Genomic DNA, 23,379 nt, shown 5'->3' on the forward strand with positions numbered 1-23,379 from the left:
TATTAGCTATAATAAAATATTAGAAATGAAAAAAAAAATATTCTTTTTAGGAATTGTGATTTTGGCTATAGCGTGTAATAAAAAAAGAGAAATTAGCTCTATAAATCCCGAAAATTGGTCAAAAAGAAAAGTGAATATAAGTACGAAAGATTCATTAGAATATGGAAAATCATACCTTTCTATTTATTCGCAGATTTATAGTACATCAGAGCATACAACACATAATTTGACTGCTATGGTTAGTCTACGAAACACAAGCGATTTAGATACAATTTACTTGCTTAAAGCAGAATACTTTGATACTCATGGTAAGACTGTTCGGACATATTTTAACAATTCTATTTATTTAGCTCCAATGGAAACTACCGAAATAATAATTGACGAAATGGATATTGATGGTGGTACAGGATCTAACTTTATAATAGAATGGAAAATCCCTAAAAACTGCCCAGAACCTTTATTTGAAGGGATTATGAGTTCTACAATGGGACAGCAAGGGCTTTCTTTTACCACACAATCAAAACGTATAAAATAAAAACATGATAGAGATTTTAACTACAATATTTTTCTGTAATTGATCCAATAGAATCAGTTTCTGTATACATAGAAGTAACCAAAGAACTCGATAGAATTCATGAACGAGAAATAGCGATTAGAGCATCTATAATTCCTTTGTGATTTTGTTGTTTTTTATAGTAATAGGACAACTCATTTTAGAAAGTATGGCTAGTTTCCTTAGATATTTCTCAGATTTCAACAAAACAGTTGAGGTTTTAAGATAATCCTTATTAAAGTGTAATATGAATGTAATAAGAGAATATTTCGAGCAAATTGTAAAAATAAATGATATAGATTGGAAAATATTTTCTTCAAAACTAAAAAAAGCACAATATAAAAAAAGAGAAACAATCCTTAAAAAAGGAGAGATTGAAAATTATCTTAATTTTATTGAAAAAGGATCTATTAGATTATTTATTCCTAAAGAAGAAAATGATCTGACTTTTGGTTTTGTTTTGAAAATCAATTTATGAGTGCTTATGACTCATTTCTAACACAAAATCCAAGTGAATACCAAATAGAAACTCTGTCTGATACCGTGCTTTGGAGGTTGACCTATGGTGATTTACAAGATGTCTATGCTCAAACTAAAATCGGAAATATTATAGGAAGAATAACAGCAGAAAATCTTTTTTTAATAAAATCACAAAGAGAACAATCTTTTCTCAACAATTCTGCAGAAAAAAGATATATAGACTTGTTTACAGAAAGACCACAATTGATTAAAGAAATACCGTTAAAATATATAGCTTCTTATATTGGTATTACACCACAGGCACTTAGTAGAATTCGCAGAAAAATTTCTTAACATAGGTTCATTGTTTGGGTTACTGGTTTTTTAGAAGTTTGTAAAAAAAAAGATGAAACCACTTATCGTATTAATCTTTACTTTCATCATAGCAGTATTTACAATAAAAACTATGTATGGTACATATAAATTCTCTGCTTCGGCACGTATAGGAATGTCTGTAATGCTTCTTTTTACTGCATTGGGACACTTTATATATACTAGTGGGATGGCTATGATGATCCCTGATTTTATTCCGCTAAAAAAAGAATTTATTTATATTACAGCTATCATCGAAATCTTAGCAGCAATAGGTATTCATATTCCACAGTTAAGACCAATTATTGGATGGTTATTAATTCTATTCTTTATTTTATTACTGCCAGCCAATATAAAAACTTCTATAGATCAGTTAGATTATCAAAAAGGAACTTATGATGGGAATGGATTAGTATATTTATGGTTTAGGATCCCTCTTCAAGTTGTATTTATTTCCTGGGTTTATATAAGTTCTATATATTATAAATAACCGCCAAAAGCGTATCAATCTTAACATAATAAAAAAGAATTGATGAAAAATAGATAGGATCAAGGGGAATGTTATTTTAGATTGGTATTTAGTAATTTATATCCATATATGGATTTACAATAGAAGCGTTATTAGGTAAAAAATAATAAAAGTAATTATTAGTTAATTGCAATAGCAATGCAAACTAATGAATAACAGTTAGTTTTAGGTTGTTTTTTTTGAGTTTTATTAATAAGGTTTATTTATTTGTATTGTGTAAATAAAAAAGTAGTTTACTGAAAATACATTATAACAAAAGACTTATTTGATATTCTATGAAAATAAATACGAGAATGCCTAAAGCATTGCAGCCTTATTATAAGGTAGAATTAATGTCATATCATGATCAATATAAAAAAGGTAATTTAACAATAGCTTGGAACCATTTAGAAAGAGCGCATGTGATTGGACAAAAATATCCTTATGAGCATAGTTATATACATTGGAAAATGCTTTTATTTGGATTAAAAATAAAAAATATAAAGGAAGTCATAGGGCAAATACCGAGATTGCTAATAGGTGGAGTAAAGTCTTTTGTAGGAAAAATACCTGTAGGAAATACAGGAGGATCAAATATATCAGGATTAAAGCCTTTGCCAATTCAAAAAGATATTCGGGATATCTTTACAAAAGCAGGTATAGAAATACTTTAAGAAGTAAATTTTGATGCTTTTAAACGAGATGATAATACAATTTTCTTGTTCTTTTTGGATTGTAATTCTTAAAAAGAAAAAACATTATTATACTAATACCATTTATAATTTGAGATCGTGTTTTTTAAATTATTATTAAAATAAAAAGAGGGTGTTTAAAAAAGTAAGATTTAGTTGTTACTTTTTTAAACACCCTCTTTTCTAAAAGGGATATATTATTCTTTACCTTGAATACTAACCAATTCTAATTCAAAAATTAGATCTGTATTAGCAGGGATTGGCCCAACTCCTTTTTCGCCATAAGCAAGATGCGAAGGGATAAAAAGTACAGCTTTATCTCCAACTTTCATTTTTTGTACGCCTTCTTTAAAACCAGGAATCATTTTAGCTTCAGGAGAATAAGACATTGGCATAGGAGCATATCCTCTTGGATCTGCAGCTCTACGTTCGTCAAAAGTCCCTAGTTCTTTAGCTTTTTCAGCAATATTAGTGTCAAAGTTTTTACCATCTGTAAAATATCCTGCATAATTAACATTAACCATGTCGGTTGATTTAGGTTGTTCTCCATCTCCTTGATTAACAAAAGCAATTTCAAGGCCACTTTCTAGTTTTGTAGCAGTAGCTTTTAATTCATTAAACTTTGCAGCTATTTTTTCAGCTTTTTCTTTTTCAGCTTTTTCTTTTTCAGCTTTTTCTTCTTCAAGAACCTTTAGCTTGTTTGTAAATGCAGATTCTGTATCAAAAGATTTTGCATTACTACCTTTACGAATAATGTTAACTTCTAACATTTTTATTTCTTCTTCAGGTTTATCTCTTGGTCCTGTTTTGGCAACTCCGATACTATCTATAATATCTTGACCTAAAACAATCTCTCCAAAAACAGTATGTTTTCCATTTAACCAAGGAGTTTCTTTTAGTGTTATAAAAAATTGGCTACCATTAGTTCCAGGTCCAGAATTAGCCATAGATAAAATTCCTTTTGATTTATGAGAAAGTGAATCTACGATCTCGTCAGGAAATTTATATCCAGGATCCCCAGTTCCAGTACCTAAAGGGTCTCCAGTTTGGATCATAAAATCTTTAATAATTCTGTGAAATAGGATTCCATTATAGTATTTTTTCCCTTTATAAATACTATCTACCATAGTATTAGTGCCTTCTGCCAAAGATATAAAGTTAGCAACTGTCATTGGAGTAAGATCATAATGTAGTTTTGCTACAGTAGTACCTTTATTTGTTACGATTTCTGCATAAATACCATCTTGTAGTTCTGGATATTTTTCGTTGCAGCTACTAAAAACTAATGAAATTGTAGTTAGGAATAATAATAGATTTAATTTTTTCATTTTTATTGGTAATTAATTTTCTGTTGTTGATTCTTTTGTGATTGTATTGAGTGTTACTTTTGTAATTAACGGAATATTTGCTCCGATCTTATGATCGTCTCCATAATATCCATATGCTTGATATGAGGGAAAGAAAAATGTAACCATTTCTCCTTGTTTCATAAGTTTTAATCCTTCACGAAGACCTAAAAAAAGTTCTTCTTTATCGATATGGTATGTAATAGTATCTAGTTCTTTCTGGGTATAAATAATGTTTCCATTAAGATCGGTTATGTTATAATTGAATGTCACTTTGTCTCCAAATTTTGGGGTAACATTAGATAAAGTGTCTTTTTTTGTGTAAAAATACCAAAACCCTGTTTCTGAGGTAATATATTTATGAATTGTATCTTTTGTTATTATTTTTTGAATTATAGCTTCTTCTTTTGCAGCTAGTTCTTTATTTCTGTTAATGGACTCATTAATGAAAGAGCCTGATTTTATATTAATAGGTTTACGAGCTTCGGGTGTTTTACAAGAAGAGAATAGAAAAACAAGACAAATGGTGTGAAGAGCTAATCTCATTGATTCAGGGCATTTTTATATGATGGTAATATACTAATAAATTTTTCAACAGTATCATTTAGAGAAAGATAACTTCTTCCGCCTGCAGCATTATGATGACCACCTCCTTCAAAATGATTTCTAGAAAAATCATTTACAGAAAAATCACCTTTAGATCGTAAAGAGATTTTAATAATTGCGTCACCTTTATTTTCAATAAAAATTAAAGCGAATTTGATACCTTCAATGGAGAGTCCTATATTAACAAAACCTTCGGTATCTCCTTTTTTAAAACTATTTTGATCTAATTCTTTTTGAGATATGGTAATATATGCAGTTTTATATTCTGGTAATACTTTTAAATTGTTTAGAGCAATACCTTTTAATTGAATTCTCGAAAGAGTATTAGTGTCATAAATCTTTTCATGAATCTGAGTGTTGTCTGCACCATGATCGATTAAATCAGCAATTACTTTATGCGTAGTACTGGTTGTAGATCTAAATCTAAAAGATCCTGTATCGGTCATTATACCTACATAGATGCATGTAGCTATTTCTGGGGTGATTTTATCCAGATCATTTAGTTTTTCTATAAAATGATACACCATTTGGCATGTCGAGCTCATACCTGTATCACTATACATGTATTTGGCATAAGTATCTGGTTGTTGGTGATGATCGATCATAATAAACGTGCTTTTCGCCTTTTCTAAGATAGTTTCTAGATCACCACTTCTGGATAGATGATTGAAGTCTAAAGTAAAGATAAGATCTGCATTATCAATCATAATATTAGCAGTTTTTACACTACTGTCATATTTAACTATAGAACTTTCGCCAGGAATCCACTTTAAAAATTCGGGGTAATCATTAGGTGTTATAACAGTTGCAGAATGCCCAATGCTATTAAGGTAATGGCTTAACGCTAAACTAGAACCGATAGCATCACCATCAGGATTTTTATGTGTTGTAATAACAATGTTTTTTGCCGTAGAGAGCAATTCTTTTATTTTATTCGTATCACTAGTATCCATAGTTGGCGAAGATACGATAAATAATATTTTAGTAATATTAGAAGTTTTAATTTTATAGAGTCAATAATTTAGAAAAAATGAGATATATTAATAAGCTGTTTCTTTTGTTTTTTTGCTCGACTTCGATAGTTTTTTGTCAAGAAATTTTAGAGAAGGGAAACGAGGATTTTATTATTGCTTTTGGAAGTTGTAATAAACAAAATAGCAGGCAACCTTTCTGGAAAGAAATTTTAAAAAACAATCCAAATGTATTTATTTGGGGAGGGGATAATATCTATAGTGATACAGATGATATGGATATAATGAAAAATAACTATACGATACAAAATACTAACCTGGATTATCAAAAACTAAAAAAAACTATTCCAATTCTAGGCACATGGGATGATCATGATTATGGATTAAATGATGGTGGAGTAGAGTGGAGGAGAAAAAAAGAGAGTCAGCAATTATTTTTAGATTTTTTGGGAGTATCTGCAGAAGATCCTAAAAGAGCTCAAGAAGGGGTTTATAGCTCTAAAATATTTGAAGTAGAAAAAGGAAGCATTAAAGTAATAGTTTTGGATACCAGATATTTTAGATCTTCTTTAAAGAAAAGCGAGATAAAAGGGAAACGCTACGAACCTCACCAAAATGAAGAAGGTACTGTATTGGGAGAAAAACAATGGAAATGGTTAGAAAAAGAATTAGAATCTAATTATTCTGATTTTGTTATTATAGTTAGCAGTATTCAATTTTTATCCTCAGAACATGGTTTTGAAACCTGGGGTAATTTTCCGAGTGAAGTGGAGCGTTTAAAAAATATTTTGGTAGATAAAGCAGTACGAAATGCTATAATACTTAGTGGAGATAGGCATATTTCTGAGTTTTCTATGACTAATGTAAAAGGGCTTACCTATCCATTATTAGATTTTACGTCTAGTGGTTTAACACATTCCTATTCTAATTATAATGGGGAGTCAAATAAGTACAGAATAGGTAATGTAATTGCAGTTCCTAGTTTTGGAGTGTTGAATTTTGACTTAGATTCTTATGTAGTAACGATGCAGATTCGAGGCGAAAATAATGTAGTGTTACAAGAGTTTAAGAAACAATATTCTAAAAAATAACAATTTAATCCTCCATGAACTTGCTCTAAGATTGTTTGTTTTTCTAAAAATAAATATTGATTTTCTTTGTTTCGATTTTCTTAATTTATTTAGAAGAGCATAGAATCAGTGATTTAATATAATAATTCTTGTTTTTGATACTTTTATATATATTTTTGCACAAAATTTAAAAAAAGAGTTTTCAATACTCAAACAATAACTAGAGGTGTTTCCTAAAGTGGAAATGCTAAGTAATAAAACACACACGATGGCAACAAACAGAACTTTTACAATGCTTAAACCGGATGCGGTAAGAAAAGGATATATTGGTGGTATTCTTGATCAAATTACAGCTTCTGGATTTAGAATTGTAGCGATGAAATTAACACAACTTACTACAGATGATGCAAAAGCATTTTATGCAGTACACAGCGAACGCCCATTTTATGGAGAGTTGGTAGAATATATGACTAGTGGTCCTATTGTAGCTGCTATTTTAGAGAAAGAAAATGCGGTAGAAGATTTTAGAACTTTAATAGGAGCAACTAACCCTGAAGATGCAGCAGAAGGAACTATTCGTAAGAAATATGCAGCTTCAATTAGTGAAAATGCGGTACATGGTAGTGATAGTGATGAAAATGCTGCTATCGAAGGAGCTTTTCATTTTTCTGGAAGAGAGCAGTTCTAAACAGAAATCATTTTACAAAACAAAGATGCCATTTATGTAAGTATAAATGGCATCTTTGTTTTGTATTTAAACCCCAAAATGGATTATAATTAAAAGTTGTATATCGATAGTATGTTATACTCTTTCTTTTATTTTTTTGGGAATCCCATCTTTATGCAGTAAAATCCCTACAGTTTTCATTCTAAAATAAGCTTCAGACATATATAAATATCCTTTTTGTACTCCTTTAGGTCCCCAAGAATTCTTTATTTTATAATACGTTTTCCCTTTTTTATCTACTCCTTTTCCTACAAGATGCATTAAATGATCATCTGTAGTATTGTAATTTTCGAATTCTTTTTGTCTGTATTCAGGAGTAACATTTACTTCTTTTATGTATTCTTTAAATATATCAGTATCTTCTTTTTTGTCTGTTAAAATAGCCAGACCATTTTCCTGAGAAAATCCTATTTCACTTACATCTCCATCCCAAGCAACAGTAAACCCCTGTTTTAGTGCGTAATCTACTACTTGTTGTAACTCGTTAAGAGAGACGTTATGGTAGGTACCGTTAGAAAAATTATCAGGAATTTCAAGAATAAAATCGCTGCCAATTGCGTGGTGTGTAAAAGAAGTTAATGTAATATAATTATCTGCTTCTATTCCAAGTTTTTTTGCAAATTCTATAGGAGTATACGTTTTACCATCATACGTAAAAGTATCAGGTCTTTTTCCTAAATAAATATCTAAAATAGCTTCATAACTTTTCCACCAGTTATCAGAAAGAATTTTATGAGTAACAGCATTGTCTACCATATTAGTTAATAACGTAATTAATTCACTATGATCATGCTTATCTTTAACGTTTCCAGAGAGCCCAGTATAGAATTTATTAGGAACAACTCCATGATTTTGTATAGATTTTATAACATCATGAGATAGAGCTCCTTCACTAAATTGAGCTTTGCCTTGTCTTAAGATATAATTTTTTGCTTTATCTATATAAGTATTTCTAACTTGATATACTTCTGATAAATCATGAGTTCCTAGTCCTAAACGAACTATTTCAGACTCTATATATGAAGTGGTAGAAAAACTCCAACAAGTACCTGTTTTTCCTTGACTAATAACGGGGTTACATTGAAGAAAGGTTTCATCAGTGATCGTGTAATCTGGATGAATTTCTTGTGCATATCCTATTATAGATAAACAAAAGAGTATGCAATTAATAAAAGTGTTTTTTTTCATTATAATTAGATAATTTATAGGCGCAGAAGATACAAGAAAATGAAGAAAGTTTAAAAATTATATTAAAATATTACTATTCCTCTACCAAAACACTCTAAAACTTAGGTTGGGGGTTATTCCTAATGAAAATATATCAGAATTAATAAGTTCATTATTAAGTGTATTAGTAGTTCTGTATTCTCTATTTAATAAGTTTTTTCTGTTATACAGGTTTAGTAAAGATGCACCGATTCGATATCTTATTTTTGAAGCGTTTTTAATTTTAAAATCATAAATAGCAGAAAAATCCAGCCTATGGTATACAGGAAGATTATCACTATTAATTTTATCAAATTCTAAAATTATAATTTCACCACTTTCATCTACTCGGGATATATTGGTAAAAGCTTTTCCTGTATGCCATATCCAACCTAAAGAAAATTGAAAATTATTGATTTTATAAAACTGAGACCATTTTACAGTGTGTTCTATATTCCAATTTCCAGGAAAAGATTCATTATTGTTAATACCATCAAATGTGTTATTGGTATTTATATAAGAATAACTTATCCAGGTTTTATAATTTTTAAAATTCTTTTTTAAAAAAAGATCGATTCCAAAAATCATACTCTCTCCAGTATGATACGTATTATCTATTGGGTTTATAAACCCTGCGGTAAGAGTGGTTATTCCTTCAATTTGCTTATAATACCCTTCTATGTCCAGATACCATTTTTTTTTACTAAAACTGCTACCAAAAGTATGTTGATAGCTTTTTATGATAGGAAAAACATCATTGTTTGCTAATGTCCAAATTTGGTTTTCTAAAGACAAATCACTTATTATAGATTCTTTGATTTGGCTTGTAGCTTGACTTCTGTACTCTGTACTGGCATTGATTTTCCAGTTTTTGGTAATATGTTTTTCAATAAACAGCCTTGGTTCTATTAGAGTTTGATTAAGTTCTGAATAATAATTTGCTCGAATCCCTACAGAAGCATAAAAATTGTTTGGTTTTTCAAACGTATATTCAAGATATCCTATATGTGTATTTAGAAATCGGTCATCTTGGTCTAAAATCAATTCATAATTGGGTGTTGAAGTTACAAAAGCATATCGTATGTTGTTGTTTGAAAATTGATATCCACCAGCAATGTTATGATGTTTAGATATTTTATAATGAATTCCAAATTCTGTTCCAAAATCTTTTATACTATTTTTTTTGGTTTCGACTTCTTTAAGCAATCCCATGTTTTCGGTTATAAATTGATAGTTTAAAAGATATTTTGTGTAATATCCAGATATTTTAGTATCTAAATTTTTATTATGGGTGTGGTTCCAATTAATATTATATCCTTCAGTTTCGGTTATGAGATCATCACCAAAAGATGTAGTAGGATTCCTTTGTTTAAAATCTAGGTCATTTTTACTATAGATAGAATTGATTTCAATTTTATTATTGTCTGATGGTTTTAGAATTAAGTTAGCGTTATAATCTGTATAGAAAAAATTATTCTCTTTATTATTAATAGATGCTATTTTTGTATTCTGAAAAACACGTTCAGATAGTTGTTTGTAGGTAAAAGTTCCTAATAAGTCTGTATAAGATCTTCTTCCAGATACTTGAAGTGATATTTTGTCTTGTATGATAGGGATATGGGTAACAATATCTGCATTGATCATATTGAAACCAGCTCCCCCTGTAATTTTTTTTGCAATTTTATTTTCAGATTTAATGTCTACTACTCCCGCAATTCGATCTCCATATTTGGCACTAATACCACTTTTGTAAAAATTAACTTCTTTTGCTACATATGGATTAAAAGCAGAGAGCATTCCAAAAAAATGTCCTTGATGATATGTTTTTATACCGTTCCATAAAATTAAATTTTGATTGGGAGAGCTTCCTCGAACGTGTAATCCAGAGGCTGTTTCAAAAGGGTTGTTAACGCCTGGAGTTAATTGTATACTTTGCAAAATATCTGGTTCTGTTCGACCAGGAAGAACTTCGACATTAGTTAAGTCAATATTAATTACTTTTTTATTTTGAGTTATACCTTTAGCTAAATATTCCTGAATAAAGACTTCATCAAGAATTTCCTCTTGTGAATGGGTAAGACGTATTATGTTACATTTTTTATTTAAAAATGATTTAGTATTTAATATTTTCTGTCGAAATCCTGGAGCGCTAATTAAAATCACTGAATTATATAAAACTTCTGTATTTTCAAAATATCCTTTTCGATTAGTGATAGTATTAGTTCGGTTAGCTTTAAAAAAGACTCTAATATTTGGGATAGGTTTCTTATCTTCATCTAAAATGTATCCGCAAATAGATATGGTGTCTTTTTTTTGTAACGGACGAATTGTAACAAAATTAGGTCCAGTTATTTTAAAATAAAGCTTAGTTTGTTTTTGTAATTCTGCAATTAAATTTTTTAATGAAAGTTGAGAGTTTATAGGAGTTGATATTTTTTTATCATTTATTAAAGCATCTACATAAGAGAATTTAATAGAATAAAATTGTTCAATTATTGGGATAGCATCTTGTAATAATTTATTATTGATATAAGTACTCATTACCTTCTCTTGAGAAGAGATAGAGGTGCTAAATAAAAAAAAACATACCCATAAAAGTTTTGTCATTTTTCTATTATTCTAATATCACAGTCTTGCCATCATCTTGCGAGATACGATACTCTATGCCTAAGGTGTTAAAAACTGTTTTAAGGGCAATATCTTTATTGTTGTTAGGGAAAGTTCCTGTATATATAGTTTCTAAGTCTATATTAACAGTCTTTATCTGTAAGTTATATTGCTCTTCTAGTTCTTTAAATACATATTTAAGCGGGATACTTTTAAAAGAACTAGTGTTAGAAAGCCAAGAGGGGGTAGTATCTATAAAGCTCCAGCTTTTTGGTTGGATATTTTTTAAGTTTCGGTATCCTTTTCCTGCAGTAAGGATTTCCACTTGTTTTTGATAAGCGATAGTAACCTTTCCTTCATAACATGTTACTTCAAAAAAATCATTTTGTGATTGTACATTAAACTGCGTTCCTAACACAGATATTTTTCCATTTTTGGTGTTTACAGTAAATTTACTTCCTTTTTTTACTTTAAAAAAAGCTTCGCCGTCTAGCACTAATATTCTATTTTCTTTCCATTTTTTTGTATTGAAACTTGCGGTAGATTTAGCATTTAAAATCATTTCAGAACCGTCTGGTAAAGTTACAGTTAATTGTTCTCCATAATTGGAGTGAAAAGATGTATTAGGGTTGAATAAAAATATTCCTAAAATAATGACAATAGAAGCAGCAATAGTAAGATAAGGCAAAAACTTAATAACCAAATTAGGTTTGTTTTTGATAGGATCTTGTTTTTTAGATTTTAAGTTAGAAAGCTCTTTTTCTATATCATATTTTTTTAAATCTAAGGCATCTGCACCAGCTATTATTTTTATATAATGTTTGTATTCTGGATGCAATTTAAATTCTTGAATCTCTTCTTTAGAAAGCTCCTTATTCATCCATCTGGATAAAAATATATCGTCTTTTTTATCGTTTAACATTATCGTGTTATATATATGTGAACGTTTTATTTACTAAATACCCTACTATTTTTAATTTATTATATAGAAGTTTAACTCTTTGATTTTTGATTTAATAGCAATGTATATATCTGTAGGTATATTAGGTTTGTTTACTTCAAGATTTAGGATTAAAAATACCTTATTGTAAATCGATTTTTTTCATATATTATTTCCTATTTTTTTTCGCAAAGTTAATAATGCTTTATGCATAAGTTTTTCTATAGCTTTAACAGAGACTCCGGATAATTCTGCTATTTCTTTATATGTTTTTTTATCTATTCTATTTAAAAGAAAAACCTCTCTTTGTCTTTCTGATAAATCGGCAATAGCATTTTTTAATTTTTCTAAATATTCTTTTTCTAAGAATATAAACTCTGGGGACTCATTATTAACATCTCTTGTGCGATGTATAATATAATCTTTATATTTAAATTTAACTTTTTGATGTCTAGTATTACTGATACCAATATTAGTAGCTATAGTGTAAATATAACTTTTGGCTTTATTTAAAGGTACTTTAGAGCAATTGTTCCATAATTTAATAAATGCATCTTGAACAATATCTTCAGCTTGATCTAGGTCTCCAAATTTGTAATAAATATAGTTTCTTAAAAGTTTAGAATTGCTTTTAAAAAATTGATCAAAAGCTTTTTCGTTACATGTAGATTTTTTATTGTCAGGCATTAGGGGTATAAAAATGTGTTATCAAACATAAAATATTTTTTTATGCTATCAAAGAAATAATAATCAAAGTAAAGAGGTATGTTTTTTTAAAAGAATCGTTTATGTATAAAAAATAAATAGATTCTCTCTTTAAAAAAAAGTAATATATAAAAGGACCAGTATCCATGATATAATAATAGTAAGATTAAAACCATTTAAATTTTGGATTTACCGCAATAAATTCTACTTCAAAATAAAAATTGAACTGGAGCAAATACGATGCTTAATTTTTCTCCTTCGTATAAACAAAAAAATGGCAAATTTTCTTTAGCAGTAATTTCAGAATACAACTGGTATGATTTTCTGAAAGTAGAGCCTTCTTTTTAGAAGTTTTTATTGTAGTGTTTTATATAAAAAGGGTGAGATATTAATCTCACCCTAATATATTATATATTTTTAAATTCTAATTAATTTAAATCCCAAAATAATTTAGTTTCAGGAAGGTCACCACCGATAGCGGTAGATGCTGCTGTCCAGTTTGTACCATTTAAAGTTTGTTCTATAATAGGGTATGTGTATCTATTAGGGAAACCCGTTTTAGCATTTTCAGGAGCTGTCAGGATAGGGAAGTCTAAAAAGCGTATAGAAGTGTATGCCTCTAAACCTCTGTTAAAAAGAGCTATCCATTTTTGATTACCTATTGCTTCTTTCCATGGCGTAGAGGCAGTACTATTAGTAATAACAGTATCATAATCTACGGTTGGCTGTGCTAGATAAGTTATTGCATCAGCATTAGTACCTCCCCAACTTTCTATAGATTCAATAATAGCAGTATCATAATGACTTTTTGCAGTGCCACCAACAGCAAAATTTCTTGCGGCAGCTTCTGCTAATAGAAATTCAACCTCTGCATAGTCTAAAATTACACCAGAAGCGGTAGCTTCTTCTACTTTAGTAGATACATTAGAGTAAGAATCAATATCGGAAAGTTGGCCTATATTTCCGCCTATATAAGTCCCGGTTTTTGGGACTAATTTAAAGTATAAGGGTCTTCTAGGGTCATTAAGAGTATTCATCATGTCTACTATGGTAGATGCCGCAACAAAATCTTGTCTTCCACTTAAAACTAAATTTAGGTGTACGGGATTTGTATTTGGTGAAGCGGATAGGTATTTGAAGTTAGCATTGTCTTCAGAACTAGTAAAGACTCCTGTAGTAACGGCTTCTTCTACTGCAGTTTTTGCAAATGTATTATCTACATCTGATAATAAAATTCCCATTCTTAATTTTAAAGAAGCAGCAAATTTTTTCCATAAATTAACGTCTCCATTATAAATATTGTCGGCTTTACCAAAACTTCCTTTACTAGTATCTAAGGCATTGATAGCTGTTGTTAGTCTGCTTATCAGGTCTTTATAAACAGTTTCGCCATCATCGTAGGTAGGTAATAAATTATCAATATCCAAGGCGTCAGTATAAGGAATGTTACCAAAAGTCTCTACCAATATACTATATGTGTATACGGTTAAAATTTCAATAACTTGTAGTTTATTGGCTTTGGTATCCTTGTCAGTCTGTAAAGGATAAGTTGTTGCCGAAATAATTTTTGAAGATTCATCTAGATCTTTTAATACGTCTTTATAAAGAATACTCCAATGGGTTGCAGGGATAGTTCTGGTAACTTGGTCATATCTGCTTTCATTTAAATAGGTTGTTTGTTGTAGATATTGTGACCATAGTTTAGTGTTGTTGTTGTTTACATTTAAATCAACCATTTGGTCTACCAAATCTTTTTGAGCACTAGTGAATAAAGATTCACCAGGTACTGTTATAGGGTCTTTAATATTCTGACTTAGATTTTCTAAATTATCAGAACAAGATGCTATAATTACCGCGGTAATTAAAATTAATATTTTTTTCATTTTGTTACTTTTTTAAAATTGTAATTTTAAATTAAAACCTATGTCTCTGGTAGTAGGTAAAGAACCTACAGAATATCCTTGTAGATTTCCAGAACTTAATCCACTTTCTGGATCTGCATGTGGAAGGTTTTTATCAATAATCCATAGATTAGATCCAATCACACTAAAAGAAATATCATTTAAGAAGGTACTGTCAATTATTTTTTTAGGGAAAGTATATGTCAATGAAACTTCACGTAACTTAACGAAACTAGCATCATATATAAAAGCTGAATCAGGAAAACCACCATCAGTACCAAAAGCGGTATATCCATTAGCTTGAACTCTAGTGCTGTTTACTGATCCATCTGGATTGACTCCTGGATGGATAAGACCTCCACCATCTGCTAAAGTATTTCTTACAGGATTACCTAAATCATTTATAAAAGCAGTTTCTGCATATAGTCCAGTACCTAATCCATAATATTGATCTAAAGAAAAAATACTACCACCTTGTTGAATGTCTATTAAAAAACTAAAAGTTAGGTTTTTATACCTGAATTTATTAGAGATTCCCATTAGCCAATCAGGATTAGTGTCACCTATAACGTTATCAGAATCATCTGTTTTTATATATTGTCCACTGTCTGTGTCTACAACTTTTTGTCCGTTTATATAGGTGTAATCTGTACCTTGAATTATACCATAAGGTTGTCCAACTCGAGCGTTAATGGTAATTCCTCCTTGGAAGGAACCTAATTGTAAATTTTCTATACCATCTTCTAAAGAAACTACTGTATTTTCGTTTTTAGACCAATTTACATTTACATCCCAAGAGAAATTATCTGTTTTTATAGGGTTTCCATGTAATGATATCTCTACACCCTTGTTTTCTATTTCTCCTGCATTAAGAATTTTAGAAGTATATCCAGTTCCTCTACTAACTGGCACTCCAAAAATTTGATCTATAGAATTGTTTTTGTAATAAGCAATGTCAAAACCTAATCTATTTTGCAAAAGCTTCATTTCTAATCCAATTTCTAAACTAGTAGTTCTTTCTGGTTTTAAATCTGGATTCTTTTTTATGTTGTCGACAGAAGTACTAGATCCACCAATAGGAGTATTTATATCATAAGTGTCATATAAGAAATCAAAAGGAGCGTCATTACCTACCTCAGCATAATTGGCTCGTATTTTTCCAAAAGAGATTAAATCTGTTTGTAAAATATTAGAAAAAACAAAACTTGTAGCAACAGAAGGATAAAGGAAAGTATTATTGTCTCCAGGTAAAGTTGAAGAATGATCTCTTCTTATCGTTCCATCCAAGAAAAGTGTGTTTTTGTAGCCTAAAGAAGCACTAGCATAAATACCATCTACACCAACTTTTTCATCTCTTTCTACAGGTAAAGGAAGAGGATCATTACTATTTTGTAACGAATATAACTTAGGAACACTTAGTCCTCCACTGGTAGAGGAATAGATAGATTGAAAATGATTTCTTCTCACGTTTGTTCCTAAAATACCTTTTATATTCAATTGGTCATTTATATTTTTATCAAAATTGAACATTAAGTCATAGTTGGTTTCTGTGTTTTGAATATTTCTTCTTCCGTATCCAGAACTAACTTCACTTCTAAGTATTCCAAAACGGGTTGGTACACTACCATTGGCTCTTCTTTCTTCTTGTATTTCAGAATAAGTATCGGTAGCAATTCTACCAGTAATATTAAACCAATCGGTTACCACATAATTTAGAGATGTGTTACCGATAAACCTGTTTCTAGTATCGTTTTGATAGTTCTCATATCTGGTCCAATATGGGTTGTCCCAGTATATAGGAGTAGACCCAGCATCTATGCTTCCAGGATTCCAAGTAACATTTCTCCCAGTATTAAAATAGATATCTTTTTGTTGTTTTAGATCTACATTAGTTTGCCACCATTGTCTAAATGTACTCATTGTGTTTTCTCCATATCCAGTAGAGTTACGACCCAATCCATCTACTTTAATATAGTTAGCATACCCTGTTACAGTTAATTTATCTGTAAGCTTAGCGTTACCATTAATAGAAAAATTATGTTTTTTAATAGAACTATTTGGTAATAATCCACTTTGATCAAAGTTAGTGTAGTTTAATCGCAAAGATCCTTTTTCAAATCCTTTGTCAAAGGATACAGAATTTGTTATGGTCACTGGAGTTTCAAAAAATGTAATAGGACCATTTTTTGCATTTACCCATGGAGTTGCAGTTCTATAATTAGGAGAGTCAGGATCAAAAGAATCCCATTGATACACTAGTAGACTAGAGTCAAAAGCAGGACCATAAGATCCATCACCTCTATGACGAACTGTTAAATCATCAGCAGTTCCATCTCCATTAACATCTCTTTGATAAAAACTTGGAGCATACCCAGCACCGTATTGCGTTTGGTATTTAGGAAACGTACTTTTATCTATTGAGCCTAAAGTTATTCCAGAATTAATCGTAATTCCCATACCTTTAGATTTCCCACCTTTTTTTGTAGTAATCATGATTACTCCATTGGCTGCTCTAGATCCATAAAGAGCAGATGCAGCAGCACCTTTAAGTACGTTTATAGATTCAATGTCTTCAGGGTTGATGTCTGATGCTGCATTACCATAATCATAGTATCCTCCTAGGGCTTGACCTTGACCTTTGTTATTTGTATTAGTATTATTTATAGGAACCCCATCAATGACAAATAAAGCTTGGTTACTACCAGTAAGTGAGGCATTACCTCTAATAACAACATTGGTAGATCCACCTAGGTTATTATTTCTCTTTATTTGTACACCCGAAGCTTTTCCTGATAGAGAGTTTACAAAGTTTGCAGTTTTTACTGTATTTAAATCTTCTCCACTAACTTCTTGTGTAGAGTATCCTAAAGATTTTTTGTCTCTAGAAATACCAAGAGCTGTAACAACTATTTCATCTAATTGTGAGGTTGTAACTTCTAATTGTATATTGATTGTTTTTTGTGACCCTATTATAATTTCTTTGTCCCCAAAGCCAAGATAAGTAAATAAAAGAGTACTTCCTTGAGTAGCTTGTATGGAGTAAATTCCGTCAAAATCTGTTTGAGTTCCATTATTACTGCCTTTTACAATAATATTCACTCCAGGTAAAGGCATACCTTCATGATCTGTAACCTTTCCGGTTATAGTACTTTCTTGTGCGAAAGAAAGCTGTGTTACTAATACTGCTAAGAGTATTATCAAGTTTTTCGTTAATAATTTCATTATTATATGTTGATTTGTTGTTAATTTGGGAAAAAGTATTAAGAAAATTAGTCTAATAATAAAGATATTGTTTTTTTAACTAAAAATTAACATAACAAAGGTAAGGGTCTATGATAGAAAGAGACTTAATATGGTTATGTTGGTTTAAATTTTTCGTTAATAGTATTTTGTAATGTGCTGTTATATTGCATTTTTTTATAAATTGAAATCTTTTTTATGTTTAATTTCTTGAAGATTAAATTATATGAAGATGGGAAGTTTGAAAAATATAGGTTTTTATTAAAAAAATATACTAATCCAATATCTTGTTAGGTTGTTTCGAATACAAGGTTATTAACTAAAGATATGTAGGTTTTATACTTTTGTGTTTTGATGGAGGTAAAAAAGTAAGAGGTAGGGATGATATGGTATTTAACGTTATATATATAGAATAAGATAAAATTGCTTTGAATAATTCAAAAATATATTATACTGGTTTGCTACTCATATTTTTATTAGTGGTATTTTCATGTGTAAATGATGATGATTTTTTTTTAGATAAAGATGCTGACAAAGAAATAACATCAACGGCATCCATGATAACTGTTTTTAATAGTTTAAAAAATAAAGATTTAGAACTTAATGAAAGCAATGTGTGTTTTTCTTTTAAATACCCTCTTGTATTAAGGTATAATAACGATTCTACAATATATGTTAATGACTTTGAGGGTCTGTTAAGAGCTATTTATAGTCAGGATATAAACTTTAATTTAGTAGGGTTACGTCTTCCTGTAGAGGTTTTTTTTCAAAAGACAGAAACTTCATTTATTTTAGAAAGTGAAGAGGATTTTGTAGTCCTTCTTAAGGAATGTGAAATACAAACATTTAGGGATGAAATAAATACTTTGCTTAATCGATGTTTTAAATTTGATTATCCATTTTTGTTAAGAGATAAAGAAAAAAAAGAAACTGTTATTGATGATGAAAATGGTTTTAAGCGTTTTCTTGAAAATAATGGAGTGGAATATCAACCAGATTTTAAATTCCCTATAAAGATCTTAGTATCTCCTGAATTCAAAGCGATTAAGGTATTGTCATATTATGAGTTTTATAAGGTAATAAATAACTGTGTTGAGTGTCCTGATATTAGTTTTCAAATAGAATCACTATCGGATAATAAATATAGATTTGTTCCTGATTTTGAGATAGAGGAAGAGGATCAGTTATTTTTAGAAATTAATGGGGAAATAGATACACAAGTTATGGATGATAATTCATTTGAAAAATCATTTTCTCCAGGGGTTTATGAAATATGTATGAAAACAAGAATGCCAGATTGTCTAGGTGGTAAAGAGTTTTGTAAGGAACTTATAGTTGAGCCAATTTGCCCAGAGATAACATTTGATTATGAAGAGATTTCTTCTCCATATACTTATCGGTTTGTTCCTAGAGTTGAAGTAGCGGATAAAGATATTACCGTTAGTTGGTATGTAAACAATGTTTTTGTTAGTGATGAGTTACTTAGTTTTGGGTATGTGGATATAAATTTAGATCAGGGATCTAATACAGTTTGCGCAGAAGTAAAAACAATAAATTGCCCTGATGGAGAACGATCTTGTATAGAGGTTAGATTGTAATTATCGAAGGACTATTTTGGTAATTAATTCTTTTTCTAATTCTTCGTTAAGATTGTCGATTATTTTTTGTTTTCCATAGCTTAACTCTTCTCTTAAAACAGAAGAAGTAAGTTCAACATATAAAGTCTCTCTTTCAAATTTAATATTATGAGTATATTTTGTTATAGCGGGTCCCATCACTTTTTCCCATACATCACGTGCTGCTACTTTGTCTAAGCCTTTTTGTAAGTTGTTATTTGAAACAAAGTTTTTTAAAACTTCTCCCAAGCTTTGGTGTTCTTGATGACGTTTTCCCATTAGAATTCAATTTTTTTATATCGTTCATAAAAGTAAACATTTCCAGCTTCATTTTTAATAGTGATGTGGTTTTCTTTTGCGGATATAATTGTTTCCTTCCATGTGGATAAAGTGGTTTTGTAATGCAGTCTAAGGCTATCTTCGTCAATTATTAAAATAAAAGACTCACTGTCGTTATTTGTAATAAAACTTCCATCTAACCTAGGTTGGACTTTTTTACGAATACCTGTGTAGTTTGTGATTTCTATAAAGTCAATACTTTGGCTAAAGTTATAATCTTTTTCACTTCCATTAGGGAGTATTACTTTTTTTATTTCCCAATATCCGTTTAAGTGTTGGATTTGATCTTTTGGGGTATCTTTTTTACAAGAAACAAAACATAATGTCCATATAATGAATAGTGAAAATCGATGCATATTTATAATTTAATTATTTTGTAAGATTGGGATATTTTTTTAACCACATTTTCCGTTCTGTCGGCATGTGTATCGCTAATAAATAGTTGCCCAAAATTTTGGTCATCTACTAATTCTATAATGTGTTCTACTCGTTTTTCATCAAGTTTGTCAAAGATGTCATCAAGTAAAAGAATAGGATTTACTTTACTATGTTGTTTTATACAATCAAATTGTGCTAGTTTTAGAGCAATGAGAAATGATTTTTGTTGTCCTTGACTGCCAAATTTTTTAATAGGAAACCCTTCTATTTCTAGAGATAAATCATCTTTATGGATCCCTACACTTGTGTATTGTAGAGTTCTGTCTTTAGATATGTTTTGTTCTAAAAGGGATAGTAAATCATTTTCAGATAACCTGCTTTGATAAGAAAGAGATACATTTTCCTTGCCAGAGCTTATGGTTTGATATCTTTTTATAAAGATAGGTATAAAAGTGTCTAAGAAAGCTGTTCTTTTGGTGTAAATAATGCTGCCATATTCATGTAGCTGTTGATTATAAATCTCGAGAGTTGTGGTGTCAAAAGTATTATTAACAGCAAAATATTTTAATAAGGAATTACGTTGAGATAGGGTTTTTGAATATTTTAATAGGCAACTTAAATACGATGGATCGCTTTGCGAAATTACCCCGTCTATAAATTTACGACGTGTATCGCTACCTTCTGTAATTAAATCTCTATCAGCTGGAGAAATAATTACCAATGGTAAAAAGCCAATATGCTCGCTAAAGGTGTCATAAGCTTTTCCGTTACGTTTAATTACCTTTTTTTGCCCTCTTTTGGCACTTATAATAACTTTTTCTTCTCTTTCTTCTTTTGTATAGAGCCCATCTATAACAAAAAAATCAGCACCATGATTTATATTTTGGCTTGTAATAGGATTAAAATAACTTTTTCCAAAAGACAGGTGATAAATTGCATCTAGGATATTCGTTTTTCCAACACCATTATGACCAACAAAACAGTTTATTTTATCATCAAATTTAAAATTGATGGCATCAAAATTCTTGTAATTGAGTAGGGAAAGGGATTTTAAAATCATAAAACATTGATGATCAAAGGGTCTTGGGTTTGATGGAATTCATAATTAATTCACGCAAATTATTGAAAAATAACAAATATTTTCCCTTTTAATTATGAATAAAAATTTTATTTTTGCCGTTCATTAAAGAAAACTTATGGCAACTTACAAGAAACGAGGACACAAACCTAAAAATAAAGCTGAAGAAGTTGAGCAAATTGAAGATAAATCAACGACCGCAGAGGTATTTAATACCCTAGATGAAGGGGCTTCTAAAACCGAAGAGTGGGTTGCAGCTAATCAAAAATATATACTAGGTGCAGTAGGAGTAATAGCTATTGTTGTATTAGGGTATTTAGGATTTCAAAAATTTATCCAAGAACCAAAAGAACAAGAAGCTTCTAATGAGATGTTTAAGGCACAACAGTATTTTGATAGTGCGGTTAATGGAAACTCAACAGTTAGTGATTCATTATATACTTTAGCTCTTAATGGAGGTGAAGGTAAATATGGGTTTTTAGAAATTATTGAAAATTACGGAAGTACAAATGCTGCTAATTTAGCCAACTATTATGCGGGATTTTCGTATTTAAATATGAAAAAATACCAAGAAGCAATTAATTTCTTAGATGATTTTAAAAGTGATGACGAAATGTTAGCGCCTTTAGCTCTTGGTGGTATTGGAGACGCATTCTCTCAATTAGATCAAGTAGAAGAGGCATTAGGGTATTATGAGAAAGCACTTAAAATAAAGACTAATGATTTTACAACACCAAAATTTTTATTAAAGGCTGCAGTTACAGCAATATCTCTTAATAAATCAGAAATTGCAATCACATATTTAGAAAGAATCAAAGAAGAGTTTCCTAAAAGTGTAGAGGCTAATCAAGTTGATGTTCATTTAGGACAGGCGCAAGCAATGAAATAGCTTGTTTTTTTAATTTTGAAATCTTTTGTTAAAATTTCAAAATTAAGAAACAAAAATTTTAAACTGATTATGGCAACAGAAAATAAAAATTTATCAGAATATGATAAAACTATAATCCCAAATGCGAAAAATTTTCGATTTGGGATTGTTGTTTCAGAATGGAATGAACAAATCACTCAAGGATTATTTCAAGGTGCTTTTGATGCATTAATTGATTGTGGAACAATAAAGGAAAATATTGTGAGATGGGATGTGCCCGGTAGTTTCGAATTGATATATGGTTGTAAGAAAATGCAGAAATCCTATGATATGTTAGATGCTGTTATAGCTATAGGATGTGTAATTCAAGGAGAAACTAAACATTTTGATTTTGTTTGTGAAGGAGTTACACAAGGGATTAAAGATTTAAATATTAATAGTGATATCCCTGTTATTTTTTGCGTACTTACCGATAATACATTACAACAATCTATAGATAGATCAGGAGGAAAACATGGTAATAAAGGTTCAGAAGCAGCTATAGCGGCTATTAAAATGGCACAATTGCGAAAAAGTGCTCAATTTTAGAATGAATTAATCTTCGGTAAAGACAATATGGATAATTTGATAGCAGAGTTTTCTGATTTATTAAAAAAGGGAGCTAGATCTGTTGCAAGCAGTAAAGAGGAAGATTTAAAGCATAAGACATCTTTGAAATCATGGTCTAAAATGGAAATTTTAGGACACCTTATAGATTCAGGAATATATAATTTACAACGATTTTCTGAAATTCAGTTTGAAGCTAAACCTTATAAAGTTAAAAGTTATAATCAGAATGAGTTGGTGAAAATAAATGATTACCAAAATGCAGACCCGCTAGAGTTATTGAGTTTTTGGTTATCTGTAAATGAGAGAATTATGCAAATTCTTAAGTTGCAAAATGAAACTACTTTAAATTATCAGGTAGAGTTAGAAACTAAAAAAATATCAGATTTAAGGTTTTTGATTCAAGATTACATATCGCATTTAGATCATCATTTAAAACAAATAATATATTAAAAATAGGCTTCGTATTTTTTAATTGTAATGCTCAAAATCTCAAATTAAATAAAGTTATCTATTTTTCCAAAGCTTGTTTTGTATTATAAAAAATGATTTATTATATAAGCTATAAAAACAAGTATTGCCTTTGATGTT

The 23,379-nt window shown here is 29.7% G+C and carries 21 protein-coding genes and 1 pseudogene; 10 read left to right on the forward strand and 12 right to left on the reverse strand.

Features of this window, described 5'->3' with window-relative positions; all coding sequences use genetic code 11:
* The first annotated feature begins 25 nt into the window (after window positions 1-25).
* From H527_RS0108850 to H527_RS0108865, 4 genes and pseudogenes are all read left to right on the forward strand, one after another.
* Window positions 26-535 (forward strand): DUF3124 domain-containing protein, encoded by a 510-nt coding sequence (locus H527_RS0108850; protein WP_027412376.1) that lies wholly within the window; start codon window positions 26-28, stop codon window positions 533-535.
* A 265-nt stretch (window positions 536-800) separates the two neighbouring features.
* Window positions 801-1,366 (forward strand): annotated as a pseudogene (locus H527_RS21735) (Crp/Fnr family transcriptional regulator).
* Window positions 1,367-1,418: 52 nt separating this feature from the next.
* The gene (locus tag H527_RS0108860) at window positions 1,419-1,874 is read left to right on the forward strand and encodes a DoxX family protein (RefSeq protein ID WP_027412377.1); all 456 of its coding nucleotides are present in this window, start codon (window positions 1,419-1,421) and stop codon (window positions 1,872-1,874) included.
* A gap of 314 nt (window positions 1,875-2,188) precedes the next feature.
* Window positions 2,189-2,566 (forward strand): DUF3703 domain-containing protein, encoded by a 378-nt coding sequence (locus tag H527_RS0108865; RefSeq protein WP_027412378.1) that lies wholly within the window; start codon window positions 2,189-2,191, stop codon window positions 2,564-2,566.
* 215 nt (window positions 2,567-2,781) lie between these two features.
* Here the strand turns inward: H527_RS0108865 and H527_RS0108870 are convergent, their stop codons facing one another.
* Genes H527_RS0108870 through H527_RS0108880 form a run of 3 tightly spaced genes read right to left on the reverse strand, consistent with a single transcriptional unit; the run spans window position 2,782 to window position 5,489 of the window.
* The gene (locus tag H527_RS0108870; RefSeq protein ID WP_027412379.1) at window positions 2,782-3,912 is read right to left on the reverse strand and encodes a peptidylprolyl isomerase; all 1,131 of its coding nucleotides are present in this window, start codon (window positions 3,910-3,912) and stop codon (window positions 2,782-2,784) included.
* A 12-nt stretch (window positions 3,913-3,924) separates the two neighbouring features.
* Window positions 3,925-4,476 (reverse strand): gliding motility-associated peptidyl-prolyl isomerase GldI, encoded by a 552-nt coding sequence (gene gldI / locus H527_RS0108875; RefSeq protein ID WP_027412380.1) that lies wholly within the window; start codon window positions 4,474-4,476, stop codon window positions 3,925-3,927.
* Window positions 4,473-5,489, reverse strand: a complete 1,017-nt coding sequence (locus tag H527_RS0108880) for a DHH family phosphoesterase (protein WP_027412381.1) — start codon at window positions 5,487-5,489, stop codon at window positions 4,473-4,475. Before H527_RS0108880 ends, gldI begins: the two co-directional genes overlap by 4 nt.
* Window positions 5,490-5,566: 77 nt before the next feature.
* On the opposite strand from H527_RS0108880, the gene H527_RS0108885 reads away from it, so the two are divergent.
* Window positions 5,567-6,598 carry an alkaline phosphatase D family protein gene (locus H527_RS0108885; protein ID WP_027412382.1) on the forward strand — a complete coding sequence of 344 codons (1,032 nt, stop codon included), beginning with the start codon at window positions 5,567-5,569 and terminating at the stop codon, window positions 6,596-6,598.
* A 247-nt stretch (window positions 6,599-6,845) separates the two neighbouring features.
* Window positions 6,846-7,265, forward strand: a complete 420-nt coding sequence (locus tag H527_RS0108890) for a nucleoside-diphosphate kinase (RefSeq protein WP_027412383.1) — start codon at window positions 6,846-6,848, stop codon at window positions 7,263-7,265.
* A 114-nt stretch (window positions 7,266-7,379) separates the two neighbouring features.
* On the opposite strand, the gene H527_RS0108895 is transcribed toward H527_RS0108890, so the two are convergent.
* From H527_RS0108895 to H527_RS0108925, 6 genes are all read right to left on the reverse strand, one after another.
* Window positions 7,380-8,492 carry a C1 family peptidase gene (locus H527_RS0108895; RefSeq protein ID WP_027412384.1) on the reverse strand — a complete coding sequence of 371 codons (1,113 nt, stop codon included), beginning with the start codon at window positions 8,490-8,492 and terminating at the stop codon, window positions 7,380-7,382.
* Between the two features lie 81 nt (window positions 8,493-8,573).
* Window positions 8,574-11,117 carry a TonB-dependent receptor gene (locus tag H527_RS21740; protein ID WP_051316703.1) on the reverse strand — a complete coding sequence of 848 codons (2,544 nt, stop codon included), beginning with the start codon at window positions 11,115-11,117 and terminating at the stop codon, window positions 8,574-8,576.
* 7 nt (window positions 11,118-11,124) lie between these two features.
* Entirely contained in the window at window positions 11,125-12,039 is a 915-nt protein-coding gene (locus H527_RS0108905) for a FecR family protein (RefSeq protein ID WP_035087717.1), read from the reverse strand.
* A gap of 180 nt (window positions 12,040-12,219) precedes the next feature.
* Complete coding sequence (locus H527_RS0108910) at window positions 12,220-12,744, reverse strand: RNA polymerase sigma factor (RefSeq protein WP_027412386.1); 525 nt, start codon at window positions 12,742-12,744, stop codon at window positions 12,220-12,222.
* A gap of 446 nt (window positions 12,745-13,190) precedes the next feature.
* Window positions 13,191-14,645 carry a SusD/RagB family nutrient-binding outer membrane lipoprotein gene (locus H527_RS0108920; protein ID WP_027412387.1) on the reverse strand — a complete coding sequence of 485 codons (1,455 nt, stop codon included), beginning with the start codon at window positions 14,643-14,645 and terminating at the stop codon, window positions 13,191-13,193.
* A gap of 12 nt (window positions 14,646-14,657) precedes the next feature.
* Window positions 14,658-17,885: a SusC/RagA family TonB-linked outer membrane protein gene (locus tag H527_RS0108925; protein WP_027412388.1), complete on the reverse strand. Its 3,228-nt coding sequence runs from the start codon at window positions 17,883-17,885 to the stop codon at window positions 14,658-14,660.
* 476 nt (window positions 17,886-18,361) lie between these two features.
* Here H527_RS0108925 and H527_RS0108930 point away from each other — a divergent pair, with 476 nt between their 5' ends.
* A complete protein-coding gene (locus H527_RS0108930) occupies window positions 18,362-19,501 on the forward strand; it encodes a hypothetical protein (RefSeq protein WP_162143812.1) in 1,140 nt (379 codons plus the stop codon).
* Here H527_RS0108930 and H527_RS0108935 read toward each other — a convergent pair whose 3' ends face one another.
* Genes H527_RS0108935 through recF form a run of 3 tightly spaced genes read right to left on the reverse strand, consistent with a single transcriptional unit; the run spans window position 19,502 to window position 21,296 of the window.
* Window positions 19,502-19,798 carry a DciA family protein gene (locus H527_RS0108935; RefSeq protein ID WP_027412390.1) on the reverse strand — a complete coding sequence of 99 codons (297 nt, stop codon included), beginning with the start codon at window positions 19,796-19,798 and terminating at the stop codon, window positions 19,502-19,504.
* Window positions 19,798-20,214 carry a lipocalin family protein gene (locus tag H527_RS0108940; protein ID WP_027412391.1) on the reverse strand — a complete coding sequence of 139 codons (417 nt, stop codon included), beginning with the start codon at window positions 20,212-20,214 and terminating at the stop codon, window positions 19,798-19,800. The genes H527_RS0108935 and H527_RS0108940 overlap by 1 nt, the downstream gene beginning before the upstream one ends.
* Before the next feature lie 2 nt (window positions 20,215-20,216).
* Window positions 20,217-21,296, reverse strand: a complete 1,080-nt coding sequence (gene recF, locus H527_RS0108945) for a DNA replication/repair protein RecF (protein ID WP_027412392.1) — start codon at window positions 21,294-21,296, stop codon at window positions 20,217-20,219.
* A 136-nt stretch (window positions 21,297-21,432) separates the two neighbouring features.
* On the opposite strand from recF, the gene H527_RS0108950 reads away from it, so the two are divergent.
* From H527_RS0108950 to H527_RS0108960, 3 genes are all read left to right on the forward strand, one after another.
* Window positions 21,433-22,203 carry a tetratricopeptide repeat protein gene (locus tag H527_RS0108950; RefSeq protein ID WP_027412393.1) on the forward strand — a complete coding sequence of 257 codons (771 nt, stop codon included), beginning with the start codon at window positions 21,433-21,435 and terminating at the stop codon, window positions 22,201-22,203.
* A 69-nt stretch (window positions 22,204-22,272) separates the two neighbouring features.
* On the forward strand, window positions 22,273-22,770 hold the full coding sequence (gene ribH / locus H527_RS0108955) for a 6,7-dimethyl-8-ribityllumazine synthase (RefSeq protein ID WP_027412394.1): 498 nt from the start codon (window positions 22,273-22,275) through the stop codon (window positions 22,768-22,770).
* Between the two features lie 27 nt (window positions 22,771-22,797).
* The gene (locus H527_RS0108960) at window positions 22,798-23,241 is read left to right on the forward strand and encodes a DinB family protein (protein WP_027412395.1); all 444 of its coding nucleotides are present in this window, start codon (window positions 22,798-22,800) and stop codon (window positions 23,239-23,241) included.
* Window positions 23,242-23,379 lie beyond the last annotated feature (138 nt).

This window comes from Aquimarina muelleri DSM 19832 (assembly GCF_000430665.1).
Lineage (GTDB): Bacteria > Bacteroidota > Bacteroidia > Flavobacteriales > Flavobacteriaceae > Aquimarina > Aquimarina muelleri.